Source organism: Wenjunlia vitaminophila DSM 41686, assembly GCF_000380165.1.
GTDB classification, from domain to species: Bacteria; Actinomycetota; Actinomycetes; order Streptomycetales; family Streptomycetaceae; genus Wenjunlia; species Wenjunlia vitaminophila.
The window spans coordinates 25,677-43,467 of sequence record NZ_KB904651.1; the positions used below are offsets into that span (position 1 = coordinate 25,677).

Genomic DNA, 17,791 nt, shown 5'->3' on the forward strand with positions numbered 1-17,791 from the left:
CGGGACGCGGGTTACGCCCCCGCTCCCCCAGCGAGCTTGGCCCGCGCCAGCCGCGCGGTCTCCGAAGGCGTCTTGCCGACCTGCACGCCGGCCGCCTCCAGGGCCTCCTTCTTCGCCTGCGCGGTGCCGGAGGAACCGGACACGATCGCGCCGGCGTGGCCCATCGTCTTGCCCTCCGGGGCGGTGAAGCCCGCGACGTAGCCGACGACCGGCTTGGTCACGTTCTCCTTGATGAAGGCCGCGGCCCGCTCCTCGGCGTCGCCACCGATCTCACCGATCATCACGATGAGGTCGGTATCCGGGTCCTCCTCGAACGCCTTCAGGCAGTCGATGTGGGTCGTCCCGATCACCGGGTCGCCACCGATGCCCACGGCGGTGGAGAAGCCGAGGTCCCGCAGCTCGTACATGAGCTGGTAGGTGAGGGTGCCCGACTTGGAGACCAGGCCGATCCGGCCGGAGCTGGTGATGTCGGCGGGGATGATGCCGGCGTTGGACTGGCCGGGGCTGATCAGGCCCGGGCAGTTGGGACCGATGATCCGCGTCCGGTTGCCCTTGGCGCCGGCGTGCGCCCAGAACGCCGCGGTGTCGTGCACCGCGATGCCCTCGGTGATCACCACCGCGAGGCCGATCTCGGCGTCGATGGCCTCGATCACCGCGTCCCTGGCGAACTTCGGCGGAACGAAGATCACGGTGGTGTCGGCGCCGGTGGCCTCCATGGCCTCCTTGACGGAGCCGAACACCGGTACCTCGGTGCCGTCGAAGTCCACGGTGGTGCCGGCCTTGCGCGGGTTCACACCGCCGACGACGTTGGTGCCGGAGGCGAGCATCCGGCGGGTGTGCTTGGTCCCCTCGGAGCCGGTCATCCCCTGGACGATGACCTTGCTCTCCTTGGTGAGGAAGATAGCCATGTTGTGACGCCCGTCCCTACTTCGCAGCCGCGAGCTCGGCGGCCCGCTCGGCCGCGCCGTCCATCGTGTCCACCTGCTCCACCAGCGGGTGGTTCGCCTCGGTGAGGATTCGCCGGCCCTCCTCGGCGTTGTTCCCGTCCAGCCGCACGACCAGCGGCTTGGTCACGTCCTCGCCCTTGGACTTCAGCAGCTCCAGGGCCTTGACGATGCCGTTGGCGACGGCGTCGCAGGCGGTGATCCCGCCGAAGACGTTGACGAAGACCGACTTCACCGAGGGGTCGCCGAGGATGATCTCCAGGCCGTTGGCCATCACCTCGGCGGACGCGCCGCCACCGATGTCCAGGAAGTTGGCGGGCTTGACCGACCCGTGCCGCTCCCCGGCGTAGGCGACGACGTCCAGGGTGCTCATCACCAGGCCGGCGCCGTTGCCGATGATGCCGACCTCGCCGTCGAGCTTGACGTAGTTCAGCCCCTTGGCCTTGGCCGCCGCCTCCAGCGGGTCTGCCGCGGCCTTGTCCTCGAGCGCCGCGTGGTCCGGCTGGCGGAAATCGGCGTTGGCGTCCAGGGACACCTTGGCGTCCAGCGCGATGACCCTGCCGTCGCCGGACTTGATCAGCGGGTTCACCTCGACCAGCAGCGCGTCCTCGGCCACGAAGGCCTTCCAGAGCGTCACCAGCACGTCGGCGATCTGGTCGGCCACGTCCTGCGGGAACTCGGCCGCGGCCACGATCTCCCGCGCCTTGTCCTTGTCCACGCCCTGGATGGCGTCCACCGGGATCTTGGCCAGTGCCTCCGGCTTGGTGGCCGCCACCTGCTCGATGTCCATGCCGCCCTCGACCGAGGCCATGGCGAGGAAGGTGCGGTTGGCACGGTCCAGCAGGTAGGAGACGTAGTACTCCTCGGCGATGTCGGCGGTCTGCGCCAGCATCACCTTGCGGACCTCGTGCCCCTTGATGTCCATGCCCAGGATCTGCCCCGCCTTGGCCACGGCGTCGTCGGGGTCGGCGGCCAGCTTCACGCCGCCGGCCTTGCCCCGACCGCCGATCTTGACCTGGGCCTTGACCACGGCCCGGCCGCCCAGCCGCTCGGCGGCCCCGCGTGCGGCCTCCGGCGTGTCGACGACTTCACCGGCCAGTACTGGTACGCCATGCTTGGCGAAGAGATCCCTCGCCTGGTACTCGAACAGGTCCACGCGCGTCCGTCCCCTTGTGTGGTGAATCGCGATCCGTTGCTTGCGTGGGCGTGCCGCCACGGTCGTACGTGACGAATCGAGACGTCTTCAGGGCGCACACGTCGGCCGAGCACGCGGCATGTCCGCCTCGCAGGTTATCCCCGCCCCTCGGGCCTGCCTAAATTACGGGTCACACCCACGGCGGTGAGAACGGTCACAACCGCCCGGACGCGCGGAACCCGCCCGGCCCCGCACGACGGCGCGAAGCCGAGGAGCGGCGCCCGCGCCGGGGGTCGCCCGGCGGCGGTCCGGGGCGTTTCCCGGCGGCCCGCGGCTTGGCGAGTCGGTGGGTGGAGTCGATCTGCCCGGACGGCGGTCCGGGGGCCACCGCCCCCGGACCCGTGGTGGGGTCAGCCCTCCGGCACCGGAACCGGACGCTTCTCCAGGGCCGCCGCCATCACCTCGGGGAACAGGTCCGGGGTGCAGGCGAACGCCGGCGCGCCCAGTGCGGCCAGCGCCGCGGCGTGCTCCCGGTCGTACGCCGGGGCGCCCTCGTCGGAGAGCGCGAGCAGGGCGACGAACTGCACGCCCGCGCCCTTCATCGCGGCCACCCGTTTGAGCATCTCGTTGCGTATCCCGCCCTCGTACAGGTCACTGATCAGCACCACGACGGTCTCCGCCGGACGGGTGATCAGGGACTGGCAGTAGGCCAGCGCCCGGTTGATGTCGGTACCCCCGCCGAGCTGGGTGCCGAACAGGACGTCCACCGGGTCGTCGAGCTCCTCGGTGAGGTCCACCACCGCGGTGTCGAAGACCACCAGCTTGGTGTTGATGCTGCGCATCGAGGCGAGCACCGCCCCGAACACCGAGGCGTAGACCACGGATGCGGCCATCGAACCGGACTGGTCGATGCAGAGGACCACGTCCTTCTTCACCGCCTGCGACGCCCGGCCGTACCCGATCAGCCGCTCGGGGACCACCGTGCCGTACTCGGGGAGGTAGTTCTTGAGGTTGGCCCGGATGGTCCGGTCCCAGTCGATGTCCCGGTGCCGGGGCCGGTTGATCCTCGCCGAGCGGTCCAGCGCCCCGGTGAGGGTGGCGCGGGTCTTGGTGGCCAGCCGCTTCTCCAGGTCCTCGACCACCTTGCGGACCACCACCCGCGCCGACTCCTTGGTGGTCTCCGGCATCGCCTTGTTCAGCGAGAGCAGGGTGCCCACCAGGTGCACGTCGGCCTCGACGGACTCCAGCATCTCCGGCTCGAGCAGCAACGAGGACAGCCCCAGCCGGTCGATCGCGTCCCGCTGCATGAGCTGCACCACGCTGCTGGGGAAGTACTCCCTGATGTCCCCCAGCCAGCGGGCGACCTGGGGGGCGGAACCCCCGAGGCCGGCGCCACGCTGCCCGTTCCGGCCGGTGTCCCCGCCGCCGTACAGCGCGGCCAGGGTGCGGTCCATCCCGACGTCCCGGCCGCTCAGCGAGCAGCCGGTGCCGTCGGCCTCCCCGCCGCCGAGGACCATCCGCCAGCGGCGCAGCCGCTCGTCCCGCTCTGCCGTACCGCTGGTCACCGTGTGCCTCCCCGCACTGCCTGCCGATCCCTGTCCCGCGGGGACGCCCCGAGCAGCAGACCGACCACCGGCAGGACCCTGTCCGCCCGCGCCGTGTCCGGAACCTCCCCGAACCCGCTGTACCCCACCACCACGGCGGTGGTCGCCGACCTCCCGGCGCCGCCGCGGCGCACCAACTCCCCAACGGTCCGCCGCACCCCGGGCTCGAACTCCGCGAAGGTGCGCCGCAGCAGCGGCAACACGTCGTGGAACGCCTCGGGGGACACCCCGGTCAGCCAGGTGTCGATGAGGCCGAGCAGCCGCTCGTCGTGCACCAGCAGCATCCCGCCGCCGGACAGGAAGCCCTCGACCCAGGCCGCGGCGTCGGCCGGCGCGGTCCCCGGCGACAGGGCGAGCCCCATCAGCCGAGCGGCCTCGGTCGCCTCCAGTTCGCCGTCGTCCATGAGCAGCCGGGCGGCCCGGCCGCGCAGCAGCCCGGAGACGCCCGGGACCGTGTCCGTCCCGGCCTCCCGGCGGGCCAGCGAGCCGAGCATGCCCAGCCACTGGCGGCGCAGGTCGGCGTTGTCCAGCAGCCCGATGGCCTGGTGGGCGCCGTCCAGGTGCTGGCGCATCTCCTGCGCGCCGTCCTGGTCGAGCCCGAGGCACGCCGGGGGCAGCCCCACACAGATCCGGAAGGCCAGGCCGTCGGCGACCTCCCGCAGCGCCGCCGCGTCGGTACCGCGCACGTCCCCGTACCTGGCGGACCGCACCAGGGCGGGCAGTGCCTGCGCCAGGTGGCCGACGTCGGCGTCGAGTGCGGCCAGGTCGGACAGCGCCCGCATCACGGTCGGCAGCGCGTCGGGGAGCTGGGCGCGCAGACAGCGTTCGGCGAGCGCGGTGACCTCGGCGAGCGCCGTGGCCTTGACCGCCTGGTCCTCCGCCTTGGCGGTGGCCGCGGCGACCACCGTGGTGCCCCAGGCCCCTGCCTCGGCCACCGAGACGGCGAGCTCGGGCTCCCAGCGCAGCCGCCAGGTCTCCCGGAACGTGCCGGTGTTGTTCCGGCCCCTGACCGGCTCGCCCCACCCGATGCGCAGCAGGCTCAGCCGGTGCAGCAACTGGCTCCGGGCGAGCCCGGTCGGCTCGCGCAGGTCCAGCTCGTACTCCTTCTCCAGCGCCTCCGGCTTCAGCCGCAGGGTGCGCTGGGTGCGGGTCAGGTCCCGTTGCAGGGGAACGGCCGGTGCGGCGTCGGGCACCTCCCCGAGGTCGTCGCCGATGACGAGCCGTTCGGCGACCAGGGCCAGCGGGACGTCCGATCCGTCGCACATCACCGCCCGCACCGCGTCGGTGGCCTCGGTGAGCCCGGCGAGCGGACGGCCGCGCATGACCGCCAGGCTCTCGGCGAGCCGCACCGACTCGATGACGTGGGCTGAGGACACCGGGAAGTCCTCCTCCCGCAGCAGCCCGGCCACCCTGGTCATCCACCGGGTGACCGGACGGTCGGGCGCGGTGAACAGGTGGTGGTACCAGCCGGGCGAGGTGATCCCGGCGCCGTAGCCGCTGCTCAGCCCTAGCCGGCGGTGGGTCCACGGCACCCAGGTGACCTCCACCTTGGCCTTGGGCAGCCCCTTGAGCTCCTGGCGGTCGGCGGTCACGGTCGTCCTGGCGGTCAGCGCCGGCACGTGCCAGGCGCCGCACACCACGGCGACGCGGTCGAACTCGCGCCTGGCCTCCCGTATCCGCAGCCGCATGTGGGCCTCGCGCACCGGGTCGTTCCGGTGGCCGCCGTCCCCGTACTCCTCACGCAGTGCCGCCATCGCCTCGGCCAGTGCCTCGAACGGGGCCAGCGCGTCGCCGTCGCACTGCTCGACGCGGTGTTCGACGGCGTCCTCCCACCAGCGTTCGGCGTCGTCGTACCCGGCCGCCTCGGCGAGGGTGCGAATGGGGTCGACCCGCACCTCGTCCTCCCCCGAGCCGTCCCTCTCCGAGCCCCCGTCCCCCGCCGCGCCCTCGTCCGCCGACGCGCCCGCACGGTCGGTGGAGCCGCCCTGCTCGGAGCCCGGCGTGGCCTGCCCCTCCGCGGTCTCCCCCCGTGCGGCCTCCTCCTCGGCGGCGAGGCGCTCGGCGAGCTCACGCTCCGCCCGGGCCGCGGCCATGGCGAGGCCGTGCGAGGCCGGCAGGTCGATGAAGCGGACCGGAACGCCGCGGTGCTGCGCGTGCCGGATGGCCACCCACTCCGGGGAGAACTCCGCCACCGGCCAGAAGGCCATCTTGGCGGGGTCGTCCACCACGTGGGCGAGGAGCGCCACCGGTGGACGCATCTGCTCGTCCGCGGCGAGGTGGAGCACCCCGTCCGCCTCCGGCGGGCCCTCCACGAGAACCACGTCCGGCTCGAACTGCTCGAGGGCGGCCCGCACCGCCCTCGCCGACCCGGGCCCGTGGTGGCGGACGCCGAGCAGCGCCAGCTCGCCGCGGTCGGACGCGCGGGTGCCCGCCATCAGGAGATCTCCCGGCAGGCACGGTAGAAGTCCTTCCAGCCGTCCCGCTCGCGCACCACGGTCTCCAGGTACTCCCGCCAGACGACCTTGTCGGACGACGGGTCGCGGACCACCGCGCCCTGGATGCCGGCGGCGACGTCACTGGCGCGCAGGACGCCGTCGCCGAAGTGGGCGGCGAGCGCGAGGCCGTTGGTCACCACGGAGATGGCCTCCGCGGTGGACAGCGTCCCGGACGGTGACTTGACCTTGGTGCGGCCGTCGTTGGTCAGGCCGTTGCGCAGCTCGCGGAAGACGGTGACCACCCGCCGTATCTCGTCCGCTCCGGCCGGCGCCTCGGGCAGCTCAAGGGAGCGGCCGATCTGCTCCACCCGACGGGAGACGATGTCCACCTCGTCCTCGACCGTGGCCGGCAGGGGCAGCACCACGGTGTTGAACCGGCGGCGCAGCGCGCTGGACAGGTCGTTGACGCCGCGGTCGCGGTCGTTGGCGGTGGCGATCAGGTTGAACCCGCGCACCGCCTGGGTCTCCTCGCCGAGCTCGGGCACCGGCAGCGTCTTCTCGGACAGGATGGTGATCAGCGTGTCCTGGACGTCGGCGGGGATGCGGGTGAGCTCCTCGAGACGGGCGATCTTGCCGTCCTGCATGGCCCGCATCACCGGGCTGGGGACCAGGGCGTCGCGGCTGGGGCCGTGCGCCAGCAGTTGGGCGTAGTTCCAGCCGTACCGAATGGCCTCCTCCGCGGTGCCCGCGGTGCCCTGGACCAGCAGCGTGGAGTCGCCGCTGACCGCGGCGGCGAGGTGCTCGGAGACCCAGGTCTTCGCGGTACCGGGTACTCCGAGCAGCAGCAACGCCCGGTCGGTGGCCAGGGTGGTGACCGCCACCTCAACGATCCGGCGCGGGCCGACGTACTTGGGCGTGATCACCGTGCCGTCGCCCAGCGTCCCGCCGAGCAGGTAGGTGGCGACCGCCCACGGCGACAGGTTCCACCGGGCGGGGCGGGGCCGGTCGTCCGCGGCGGCCAGCGCCTTCAGCTCCTCGGCGAACGCGTCCTCGGCGTGCGGCCGGAGCGTCTCGCCCGGCCGGGTGGTCGTCGCGGTGGTCATCGTTGGGTAACCCCCCATGATCGGCGATCGGTCAGCCTCCGGGCGTGACGAACCGCACCGGTGGCGTGTGTGGGTGCGTGGCCGGCGCCCGAGGGACGGGCGGGACCGGTTGGGGCGCAGACGGCCCGATCGGCCCCCGATGGCGCATACTCCGCGGGCCGTCTGCGCGGTCTTCTCGACTGCAGAACCAACGATGCCGCACGGCACTGACAACCGCTCACCCAGCGAGCCGCGAATCCTCGGTGACTCGACCTTCCAATGACTTGACATGTTCATTGGTCTAGCCCATCTTGGCGACAGGTCTGGACCAATACCCCCAGCGTTGGAGGCCGTTGTGACCCACGCCCAACCCAGACGTCGCCGCCGGGCCAGCCGGCTGATCACCGGAGCCCTGACCGCCGCCCTCACCGTGTTCGGCCTCGGCGCCATCTCCACGGGAACCGCGGCCGCCGCCGACAACCTGCTACTCAACGCGGGCTTCGAGGCCGGCAGCACCGGGAGCTGGACCTGCACGGAGGGCACGAACGCCCAGTCCAGCACCGTACACACGGGCAGCCACGCGCTGACTGGAGCCCCCGCCGGCCTGGACTACGCACAGTGCTCCCAGCAGGTGACCGTCCAGCCCAACTCCGAGTACAAGCTCTCCGGATGGGTCCAGGGCCCCTACGTCTACCTCGGCGCGACCGGCACCGGAGGAACCGATCCCAGCACCTGGACCAGCTCCTCAACCTGGACCCAACTCAACACCTCCTTCACTACTGGCGCGAACACAACAAAAGTGACGGTCTACGTCCACGGCTGGTACGGCCAGGCCGCCTACTTCGCCGACGACCTCGTGTTGTCCGGCCCCGGCGAGGACCCGGAGCCGCCACAACTCCCGACCGCACCCACCGGGCTCACCGCGGGCACCCCCACCTCGTCCTCCGTCCCGCTGTCCTGGAACCCGGTCTCCGGCGCGACGTCCTACCAGGTCTACCGGGACGGCAACCGCGTCAGCACCGCCACCTCGACCTCCACCACGGTCACCGGACTCTCCGCCTCGACCGCGTACTCGTTCCAGGTCAGCGCCGTCAACGCGGCAGGCGAGTCGGCCCGGTCCGCCGCGGTCACCGTCACCACCAAGGAGTCGAGCGGCGGCGGCGACGTGCCCAAGCACGCCCTCACCGGCTACTGGCAGAACTTCGACAACGGCGCCGCGCTCCAGCGCCTTGGCGACGTGCAGAGCCAGTACGACATCATCGCCGTCGCGTTCGCCGACGCCACCACCCAGCCCGGCGCCATCACGTTCAACCTGGACCCGACCCTGGCCAGCAAGCTCGGCGGCTACACCAAGGCCGACTTCATCGCCGACATCCAGGCCAAGCAGGCCCAGGGGAAGAAGGTCATCCTGTCCGTCGGCGGGGAGAAGGGCACGATCAGCGTGGGCAGCACGGAGGCCGCCACCAACTTCGCCAACAGCGCGTACGCGCTGGCCCAGGAGTACGGCTTCGACGGCGTGGACATCGACCTCGAGAACGGCGTCAACCCCACCTACATGAGCCAGGCCCTGCACTCCCTGGCGAGCAAGATGGGCGCCGGCTTCGTGCTGACCATGGCCCCGCAGACCATCGACATGCAGTCCACCCAGGGCGGCTACTTCCAGCTCGCGCTGAAGACCAAGGACATCCTCACCGTCGTCAACATGCAGTACTACAACTCGGGTTCCATGCTGGGCTGCGACGGCAAGGTCTACTCACAGGGCACCCTGGACTTCCTGACCGCGCTGGCCTGCATCCAGCTCGAGGGCGGCCTCGACCCGTCCCAGGTCGGCCTCGGCGTCCCCGCCTCCAGCCGGGCGGCCGGTGGTGGCCAGGTCGCCCCGAGCGTGGTCAACAACGCCCTGGACTGCCTGGCCCGCGGCACCAACTGCGGCACCTTCAAGCCCAGCCGCACCTATCCCGGCATCCGCGGCGCCATGACCTGGTCCACCAACTGGGACCAGACCAACGGCAACGCCTTCTCCAACACCGTGGGGCCGCACGTCCACGCCCTGCCGTGACCTCCCCGGCCGTCAGACCCTGACCTCCCCCGCCTTCACCGCGCGCACCAGCGCACCGACCCGGGCGGGGGAGGTCGCTATCACGGTGCCGGGCTCCGCGCTCTCCCGGAGGAGGACGGTGCCGTCGGAGGGACGGGCCAGCTCCACACAACTGTTGCCCTGAGCGCAGTACGACGACTTCTGCCACTGGACCTCGGTCATTTCCACTGCTCCTTCGCCTTGTGGATGACTGCTCTCGATGCTTCGGGATCGAGGGACCGCTGTTCCATGAGATCGAGCAGACTCCGGTAGTTGGCCAGTTCCGCCGGTGAGTCGATGAAGACGACGCCGTGTGCCGTATCGAGCTGCACGGTGTCGAGCTCGGGGACCGGGCCACAGGCATAGAGGATCGACTGCCCGGCTCCCGGAAAACCCTCCGTCCCGAAGGGAATGACCTGGATGTCGATCCCTTCGCGTTCGCCCATGTCAAGCAGGTGCTGGCACTGTGCGCGCGCCACTTCCGCACCGCCGAACCCCATATGCAGAGCCGCCTCATGGAGTACCGCCGAGAACTCGGCCCCCGGTTGGGCAAGAACCCTCTTCCGCTCCATCCGATGCGCCACCCGCAGTTCCACCTCCAGCCGGGACAGCGGCGGTACGGCGAGGGAGAAGACAGCCCGCGCATGGTCCTCGGTCTGCAACAAGCCGGGGATGTGCACCGTCTGAGCAGCACGCATGCGGGCGGCGTGGTGCTCCAGCTCCGCCATGTCCAACAACCCCGCAGGGAGCTTCCCCCGGTACTCCTCCCACCAGTGGCGCCGCCGCAACCCCGTCATCTGGGCCAGGGCCCCCACCAGCGCCTCGTCCGAGCAGCCGTAGGCAGTCGTCAGTCTGCGCAGTCGTTCCTCGCTGACACCGACTCGACCCGACTCGATGTTGGAGATCAACGGTCGCTCACCGCCCAACACTCCGGCGGCCTCCAGGACGCTCATCCCCGCGTGCTCCCTGAGCTTCCGCAGCTCCGCGCCCAGTCGCCGATGTCGCGCTGTCGGCGTGCTCCTCGGCGCCATGCTCCCCACCACCTTCACGCTTTCGAGGTACGGGATGACCTTGCGCCGCGGCATGGGCCGCGACACTAGCCATCCCCTCAACTTCCAGGCCATTGGATGTGGTCAATGACGTGGACGGCCTGTCCCGCATAACGGCCAAGCCGACTTCAGACAGCCAGCTTCCCCGCCTTGACCGCGCGCACCAGCGCACCGACCCTGGCTGCGGAGGTCGCTATCACAGTGTCGGGCTCCGCACTCTCCCGAAGCATGACGATGCCGTCGGCGGGCCGGCCCAGCTCGATGCAGTTGCTGCCCTGGGCGGAGAACGACGATTTCTGCCACACGATCTGAGTCATTACCAGTCCTCCTTCACCTTGTGGATCAGCTCTCGTGACTCAGCCGGACCGAGAGCAACGCCCTCCATCCGGTCCAACAAGTCCCGGTAGTTCGCCAGTTGACCCGGTGAGCCGAGGAACACCATTCCGTGCTCGGTATCGACCTGCACCACGTCGAGCTGCGGAACCGGCCCCTCGGCGTAGCCGATTGTGTGCCCGTCCCCAGGAAAGCCATCAGGGCCGAACGGAATGACCAATATGGTGACGTGCTCCTGCTCAGTTGCCTCGAGGATGTGGCTGAGTTGCGCCCGCGCGATCCGTCTACCGCCGAACCCGATGCGCAACACGGCCTCGTGGACGATCGCCAGGTACTGGGGCGGGGCCTCACGCTGAAGGATCGCCTGCCGCCGCATCCGATGGGCCACCCGCAGTTCGACCTCCAGACGGGAAAGCGGCGGCACCGCCAGTTCGAAAACCGCCCTGGCATGGTCCTCCGTCTGGAGAAGTCCGGGCATGTGCACCATCTGGGCGGTCCGCAGCCGAACAGCATGGTGCTCCATCTCGGCGAGATCAGCGAAACCCGACGGCAGTGCGGCACGATAGTCCTCCCACCACTGCCCTTTGCGTTCACGCGCCATCCTGGCCAACACCTCGACGAGGGCGGCGTCTCGCACCCGGTAGTGAGACACGAGCCGACGGAACCTGTCCTCACTGACGCCGACCCGCCCCGCCTCGATGTTGGAAATCATCGTCCGATCAGTCCCCAGGAGCGTTGCGGCCTGGAGCAGGGAGAGTCCCGCGTCTTCGCGCAGAGTGCGCAATTCGGCGCCGAGTCGCCGTTGACGAGCCGTGGGCGTACTTCTTGGTGCCATCCGTCCTCTCTTCGACAGTCCGTGCGCATGCGTCACTCACACAGGGATCGTAGGAGCACTGTTTGCGACTTTAGGTAGCAAAGTGCTCCTCACTGAGCCTACTCTCAGCAACCAGACGTTTACCCGTTGGGAGAACCCATGACGTTCTGGTCCTATGCCCTTTCCCTCCCCCATGACCCCCGCGCGGCGCGCGTGGTGCGCGACACCCTGCGCAGCGCGCTCACCGTCAACGAGCAGCCGCACCTGGTGGACACCGCCACCCTGCTCGCCTCCGAGCTGGTCGGGAACGTCCTGCGCCACTCCAACGGGCGGTCCCTCGTAAGGATGCGCGGACACGGCGACACCGTGCGGATCAGCGTCTGGGACCGCGGCCCCGGGCTCCCCCGTCGCACGGCGGCCCTTCCGGACAGCACCGACGGACGGGGCCTGACCCTGCTGGACGCCTGCGCCGACCGATGGGGAGTGGTCACCGCCTGGCGGCCCGGGTCCGGCACGCCCGGGAAGTCCGTGTGGTTCGAACTTTCCGGTGCCCGGGTATTCACTGATTGCCATCACATCTGAGGCCGCCTCAGGGCAAAATTTGCCCCAGAGCGGCAGTAGACACGCACCATGACTGTGGCAGGAGACGAAATGCTACTCCGGTTCACCGTCGCCAACTTCGCGTCGGTCCGTGACGAGCAGGAGCTCAGCGCGATCGCCGCCGACCGCCACGACGACATCGCCGTCCGCGCGGTCCCACGAACCCAGCACCACGTGCTGCCCGCCCTGGGGATCTTCGGACCCAACGCCTCGGGGAAGAGCAACATCGTGGACGCGCTGGCGTTCGCCAGGTCGGCGGTGGTCAACTCCCACCAGCGGTGGCGGCCGAACGACCCCATCCCCCGCCGACCGTTCCAGCTCGATCCGGTCCGGGAGAAGGAGCCGAGCGAGTTCGGCATCGAGTTCGTCGCCGAGGGGATCAGGTACCAGTACGGCTTCGTGTGCGACTCCGTGGAGTTCCACGAGGAATGGCTCTACGGCTACCCCGAAGGCCGGCAGCGCCGCCTTTTCGAGCGGAAGCGCGGTACCTCGATCCGCTTCGGTCAGGGACTCCAGGGTGAACGCAAGCTCATCGAACGGTTGCTGCGCCCCAACAGCCTCTACCTCTCCGCCGCCGCGGCCAATGGCCATGCCCAGCTCCTCCCGGTGTACGACTGGTTCGCCAAGCACCTGAGGGTGGCGGTCGAGGGGAACGCACACAGCCGACTCCAGGAAACCCGCCACCTCCTGGAAGAACACGACGCGCAGGCGGTACTGCACCTGTTGCGGTATGCGGACCTGGGAGTGGGGAACGTCCGGTTCTCCGACCGGAAGCTCCAGCCGGAGCACGCCGCGAAACTCGCCGATCTGCTCAGCGTCATAGAGGGGGAGAAGATCTCCCCAAGCGAGATCTCCATGGGCGTGGACGTGGAGGTGACCCACCTGGTGGGGGACCGGGAGTTCGAGTTGCCCATGGAACTCGAGTCCAGCGGAACCCAGACCTGGCTGGCCCTCGCGGGTCCGGTCATCAACGCGCTGGCCACGGGGGACGTGCTGGTCGTGGATGAACTGGACGCCCGGCTCCACCACCACCTGGCCAGTCAGTTGGTCCGTCTCTTCCAGGAGCCCGAGACCAATCCGAACGGTGCCCAGCTCGTCTTCAACTCCCACGACCACTCCCTGCTGGGGCACGACACGGCGCGCTTGCGCCGTGACCAGGTGTGGTTCACCGAGAAGGAAGACGGAGCCACCCGCTGCTTCCCCCTGACTGACTACAAGGTGCGCTCCGTCGAGAACGTCGAGAAGAGGTACCTGTCGGGACGCTATGGCGCTGTCCCGTTCTTCGACGAGGAGTTACTGAGCGCCATCGCCGTGGAAGTGAGCTGCTGAGAACCCATGCGTATCAAGGACAGAAGCCTGTGCCGTCGCCCCCGCACGACCGCTCGGGACCCGAAGAAGAAGGTCCTGGTGTGCTACGAGGGGAAGGTCACCGAACGCCTGTACGTGAACGGCTAAGGAACGGGCCCGGCGGCTGGACAGGTGGTACCCCGAGCACCTGGACCACCAGAAGCGGAACCCCTGGACCTCCATGTGGACGTTCGTCCAGTTCCTCGAGGACCACGGCTGGTCACCGATCCTCAACTGAGCCGCGCCCGCCGCGGCCGGGCGTCAGTGTCAGTGTCGGCGCCTAGCGTCGTGGGCATGGAGGAACGCTGGACGGCGGAGCAGGTGTTGGCGCTTGCTCCTGATGCCGCATCACGCAAGGCCGCGGGGAAACTCTCGGCGCCGGGCCCGTGGTCCGGGACGGGGACCGCGGTGCTGGCCGACGGCGCGGGGACGGCGGTGTGGGGGCTGTGCAGGGGGAGCGGGAGCAAGCCCTACCAGACGGTGGTCGATCTCGACGCCCCCGCGTACAAGTGCAGTTGCCCGAGCCGGAAGTTCCCGTGCAAGCACGCCCTGGGGCTGCTGGTGCTCTGGTCGGCGGGGGCCGACGCGGGGGTGGCCCCGGCCGAGCCGCCGGAGTGGGTGGCCCAGTGGGCGGACGGCCGGCGGAGCCGGGCCGAGCAGAAGGCAGTGCGGGCCGCCACCGGCCCGGCGGACGAGGCCGGTGCGCGACGTAGGGCCGAGCGGCGGGCACGGCAGATGGCCGAGGGGGCCGGCGAACTCGAGCGGCGCCTCGCCGACCAGCTCAGGGCCGGGCTGGCCGGGGCTGACCGGGAGGGGTACGGGGTCTGGGACGAGGTCGCCGCCCGGATGGTGGACGCCAAGGCACCAGGGCTCGCGTCGCGGGCCAGGAACCTCGCCGTCGTCCCGTCCACCGGTGCCGGCTGGCCGTCCCGCACGCTCCAGGAGTTCGGCCTGCTGCACCTGCTGGTCAAGGGGCTCCTCGCGGTGGACGGGCTCCCCGAGCCGCTCGCGGCGACGGTGCGCAGCCGCGCGGGTGTCCCGATGGACACCGCCGACGTGCTGCGGGTCGGCGAGTCGGTGCGGGACCTGTGGGTGGTGCTGGGCCAGGAGGACGCCCAGGACAGCAAGCTGACCACCCGCCGGCTGTGGCTCCAGGGCACGACGACGGGGCGGGCGGCGATGGTGTTGTCGTTCGGCGCCGCTGGCAGGGCCCCCGAGTTGACGCTGCCCACCGGTCTCTCGATCGACGCGGACCTCACCTACTTCCCGGGGGCGCGCCCGCTGCGGGCCGCGATCGGCGAGCGGCACGGTCCGCCAGTGGCCTCGCCCGTGCCCCACGGGGTGCCGGTGGGGCAGGCACTGGACCGTTACGCGGAGGCGCTCGTCGAAGATCCCTGGCTGGACTCCTGGCCGACCGTTCTCGCGGACGTGGTCCCGATACCCGGCCCGGAGGGTTGGCAGTTGGCCGACGCCAGCGGCGACGAGGCGCTTCCCGTGACCGCCCGCTTCGGTGGTGCGCAGGGGCTGTGGCGGCTGGCCGCCGTCTCCGGCGGGCGCCCGGTCACCGTCTTCGGCGAGTGCGGTCACCGCGGCTTCACCCCGCACACGGTGTGGGGCGAGGCACAGGACACGAGGGGAGTGGCGCTGTGAACGACCAGGAGATGGGGCAGGCCGGCGGAGCAGCCCTGGCGACCGGGGGGACGGGGACCGACTCCGACTGGGAGGAGCTGGTCACCACGGCGCTGCTGGGCCTGGACCGCAGGGGGGCGCCGCGGCGCCCCTCAGCGGCCGGTACGGCGCTGGCCGAGACCGCCGCCCTGCTGGACGACGCCGATCCGGCGCTCGCCGTGCTGGACCTGGCGGCCCTGCACACCGTCCACCAGCGCGCCGGGCTGCGTCCGGCCGCGGCCCGCCCCCGGCCCGAGCCGGCGCCTGTCGATCCCCGGCCGCCGTTGCCCCGCGCCGCGCGGCACCGGCTGGCCACGCTGCTCGCCGACCGTTCCTCTCCCGGGGGCGGTGTCGCCCCGAACCTGTCGGAGCTCCTGCCGCAGTGGCTGTTCGCGGCCCGCGAGCACGGGTACCGGGCCCCCGAGGCGTTGCTGCCCGATCTGCTCGAGATCGCCCGCACCCGCAGCGACCTGCGCCGGGACGCCCTGGCCCTGGCCGGCCCCCGAGGGCTGTGGCTGGCCGCGGCCAACCCCTCCTGGAAGTACGCGCTGCGGGCGGGCATCGCCCCGGTGGCCTCCGGTGAGGACGAGGCGGACCAGAAGCTGTGGGAGGAAGGGCTCTTCGCGGAGCGGATGGCGATGCTCAGCCAGCTCCGCGCCCGGGACGCGGGCGCCGCGCTCTCCCTGCTGCGCTCCACCTGGAGCACCGAGCGGGCCGAGGACCGGCTGCTGTTCCTGGACGCGTTGCGGACGGGGCTCTGTCTGGACGACGAACCGTTCCTCGAGGGCGCGCTGGCCGACCGCAGCAAGAACGTGCGGGTCACCGCCGCCGAGCTGTTGTCCAGCCTGCCGGGGTCCGCGCTCGCCGCCAGGATGGCCGAGCGGGCCCGGGTCTGTGTGGGTCCGGAGACGGTGGACGGAGCCGTCCGCGTCCTGGTGCGGGCGCCCCAGGAGTGCGACGCGGCGATGCAACGGGACGGGATCTCGCCCAAGCCGCCCACCAACCGGGGGAAGCGCGCCTGGTGGCTCGGGCAGTTGGTCGAGTCGGCGCCGCTTTCGCTGTGGACGGAGCTGTTCGGGTTGCCCCCGGAGAAGATCGTGGCACTGCCGGTCGCCGACGACTGGCGGAACGACCTGCACGCGGCGTGGAGTCGGGCCGCGGTCCGGCAGCGGGACGCCACCTGGGCCCGGGCGCTGTTGGGCGCGCCGTTCGGCGACCTCGCCTCGGAGGAGGTCCCGGCGGAGGCCCCGAAGAAGACCCGCACGATTCGCCGCCCGCCCGACCGGCACTGGATCGGGAGGGGCGCCCGCGGGAACGGACCGAACGCGTACCGGGCCGGTACGGCGGGCATGGCCGGCGACCCGGCGAAGCTGCTGTCGGTGTTGCCGGCCGCTGAGCGGGCACGCTGGGTGGCTGGCTTCATCAGGAGGTACGGCCTCCCGGAGGCGTTCCAGATGCTCGGGGTGTGTGCGGTGCCCTGGGCGGAGCCGCTGGGCCGGGCGGTGGTCAACGCCCTGGCCGCCGCGCGGGACGGCGGCCACTACCCGTGGAGTTACAGCACGGTGATCGGTCTGGCCGAGCGCTGTCTCGACCCGGAGTTGGCCCCCTGGGTGGACGCGCTGGCCACCCCTGCGAAGGCGGCACATGCCGCCGGGGCGCGGAGCCACTGGTCGGAGGCGTTCCAACGGCTGATCAACACGCTGCGGCTGCGCGCCACCATGCTGGCGGAGCTGGCCGCGGACGGAGCGCCGCCGGACGCCGACGGCGGGAGCGGGGGCTGAGGGGACGCCCACCGAGCGGGGGCCGTGCAGAACGCCGCGGCGGTCCGAGCGGGTGTGGAGGGGACCCGCGGGGGCCGTCGCGGCGGGTGGGCAGCAGGTGGTGGGATCAGACGTCGGCGGGGGCGCCGACGTTGTCGCGCACCCAGGTCACCACGGCGTTGGTGGTGGTGCCGGGGGTGAAGATCTCGGCCACACCGAGCTCCTTGAGCGGGGGGATGTCGGCGTCCGGGATGATGCCGCCGCCGAAGACCTTGATGTCGGAGGCGTCCCGCTCCCGCAGCAGCTCGAGCACCTTCGCGAACAACGTCATGTGGGCACCGGACAGGACGGAGAGGCCGACCGCGTCGGCGTCCTCCTGGATGGCGGTGTCCACGATCTGCTCCGGGGTCTGGTGGAGGCCGGTGTAGATGACCTCCATCCCGGCGTCCCGCAGCGCCCTCGCGATGACCTTCGCCCCGCGGTCGTGCCCGTCCAGGCCGGGCTTGGCCACCACCACACGGATCGGACCGGACACTCCCATCACTGCCTCCATGGAGAATGATCGCCGCCCAACTCGCCGGCGTGAACGAACGTTATCTGCACAGCATCGCGCATGGCGCCCTCCCCGTGAGGCAAGGGAGGGGGAAATCACACACCGGAACCACCGGGAAACCAGCAGCGATCCACCGGTGGGTCCCCGGCCGGTCGCCGGGGAACGTTCGGCGGCGGTTCCGCGGCGGCGGGGCGACGGTGCCGGGGGGACGGTCGGACGCCGGACCCCGCGGACCTCGGCGCACCGGGTGCACCCGGGCCCACCTGCGCGTTTCCCGCGGCCTCCGGCGGGGTACCGCGAAGGAGCCGGTGATGTGCGGCAACGTCACCCGGCGCCGGCGTCGCCCGGTTCCCCGTGAGGGGCAGCCGCGACACCGGACGGGTCCAGCCC

At 71.3% G+C, this 17,791-nt stretch carries 15 protein-coding genes; 5 read left to right on the plus strand and 10 right to left on the minus strand.

The window, feature by feature from the left end:
- Positions 1–11: 11 nt before the first annotated feature.
- From sucD to A3IG_RS0105090, 5 genes are all read right to left on the minus strand, one after another.
- Positions 12–908: a succinate--CoA ligase subunit alpha gene (gene sucD, locus A3IG_RS0105070; protein ID WP_018382458.1), complete on the minus strand. Its 897-nt coding sequence runs from the start codon at positions 906–908 to the stop codon at positions 12–14.
- Positions 909–924: 16 nt separating this feature from the next.
- Entirely contained in the window at positions 925–2,100 is a 1,176-nt protein-coding gene (gene sucC / locus A3IG_RS0105075; RefSeq protein WP_018382459.1) for an ADP-forming succinate--CoA ligase subunit beta, read from the minus strand.
- 389 nt (positions 2,101–2,489) lie between these two features.
- The gene (locus A3IG_RS0105080; RefSeq protein WP_201787544.1) at positions 2,490–3,596 is read right to left on the minus strand and encodes a VWA domain-containing protein; all 1,107 of its coding nucleotides are present in this window, start codon (positions 3,594–3,596) and stop codon (positions 2,490–2,492) included.
- A gap of 44 nt (positions 3,597–3,640) precedes the next feature.
- Positions 3,641–6,118, minus strand: coding sequence for a DUF5682 family protein (locus A3IG_RS34090; protein ID WP_018382461.1), 2,478 nt, complete (start codon positions 6,116–6,118; stop codon positions 3,641–3,643).
- Positions 6,118–7,221 carry an ATP-binding protein gene (locus tag A3IG_RS0105090; RefSeq protein ID WP_018382462.1) on the minus strand — a complete coding sequence of 368 codons (1,104 nt, stop codon included), beginning with the start codon at positions 7,219–7,221 and terminating at the stop codon, positions 6,118–6,120. Before A3IG_RS0105090 ends, A3IG_RS34090 begins: the two co-directional genes overlap by 1 nt.
- 334 nt (positions 7,222–7,555) lie before the next feature.
- Between A3IG_RS0105090 and A3IG_RS0105095 the strand changes: the two genes are divergently transcribed.
- A complete protein-coding gene (locus A3IG_RS0105095; protein ID WP_018382463.1) occupies positions 7,556–9,259 on the plus strand; it encodes a chitinase in 1,704 nt (567 codons plus the stop codon).
- A 12-nt stretch (positions 9,260–9,271) separates the two neighbouring features.
- On the opposite strand, the gene A3IG_RS0105100 is transcribed toward A3IG_RS0105095, so the two are convergent.
- The 4 genes from A3IG_RS0105100 to A3IG_RS0105115 all read right to left on the minus strand — a co-directional run bounded on the left by A3IG_RS0105100 (position 9,272) and on the right by A3IG_RS0105115 (position 11,494).
- Positions 9,272–9,460, minus strand: coding sequence for a DUF397 domain-containing protein (locus A3IG_RS0105100; protein ID WP_018382464.1), 189 nt, complete (start codon positions 9,458–9,460; stop codon positions 9,272–9,274).
- Positions 9,457–10,362: a helix-turn-helix domain-containing protein gene (locus tag A3IG_RS0105105; protein ID WP_018382465.1), complete on the minus strand. Its 906-nt coding sequence runs from the start codon at positions 10,360–10,362 to the stop codon at positions 9,457–9,459. The genes A3IG_RS0105100 and A3IG_RS0105105 overlap by 4 nt, the downstream gene beginning before the upstream one ends.
- 92 nt (positions 10,363–10,454) lie before the next feature.
- A complete protein-coding gene (locus tag A3IG_RS0105110) occupies positions 10,455–10,643 on the minus strand; it encodes a DUF397 domain-containing protein (protein ID WP_018382466.1) in 189 nt (62 codons plus the stop codon).
- The gene (locus A3IG_RS0105115; protein WP_026219908.1) at positions 10,643–11,494 is read right to left on the minus strand and encodes a helix-turn-helix domain-containing protein; all 852 of its coding nucleotides are present in this window, start codon (positions 11,492–11,494) and stop codon (positions 10,643–10,645) included. Before A3IG_RS0105115 ends, A3IG_RS0105110 begins: the two co-directional genes overlap by 1 nt.
- Before the next feature lie 138 nt (positions 11,495–11,632).
- Between A3IG_RS0105115 and A3IG_RS28655 the strand changes: the two genes are divergently transcribed.
- The 4 genes from A3IG_RS28655 (at position 11,633) to A3IG_RS0105140 (ending at position 16,869) form a co-directional block, all read left to right on the plus strand.
- A complete protein-coding gene (locus A3IG_RS28655) occupies positions 11,633–12,055 on the plus strand; it encodes an ATP-binding protein (RefSeq protein WP_040910838.1) in 423 nt (140 codons plus the stop codon).
- Between the two features lie 69 nt (positions 12,056–12,124).
- Complete coding sequence (locus A3IG_RS28660; RefSeq protein ID WP_018382469.1) at positions 12,125–13,402, plus strand: AAA family ATPase; 1,278 nt, start codon at positions 12,125–12,127, stop codon at positions 13,400–13,402.
- Positions 13,403–13,714: 312 nt separating this feature from the next.
- The gene (locus A3IG_RS0105135) at positions 13,715–15,070 is read left to right on the plus strand and encodes an SWIM zinc finger family protein (RefSeq protein WP_078500062.1); all 1,356 of its coding nucleotides are present in this window, start codon (positions 13,715–13,717) and stop codon (positions 15,068–15,070) included.
- Positions 15,071–15,081: 11 nt separating this feature from the next.
- A complete protein-coding gene (locus A3IG_RS0105140; protein ID WP_026219910.1) occupies positions 15,082–16,869 on the plus strand; it encodes a DUF5691 domain-containing protein in 1,788 nt (595 codons plus the stop codon).
- Positions 16,870–16,975: 106 nt separating this feature from the next.
- On the opposite strand, the gene A3IG_RS0105145 is transcribed toward A3IG_RS0105140, so the two are convergent.
- A complete protein-coding gene (locus A3IG_RS0105145; protein WP_018382473.1) occupies positions 16,976–17,389 on the minus strand; it encodes a cobalamin B12-binding domain-containing protein in 414 nt (137 codons plus the stop codon).
- Positions 17,390–17,791 lie beyond the last annotated feature (402 nt).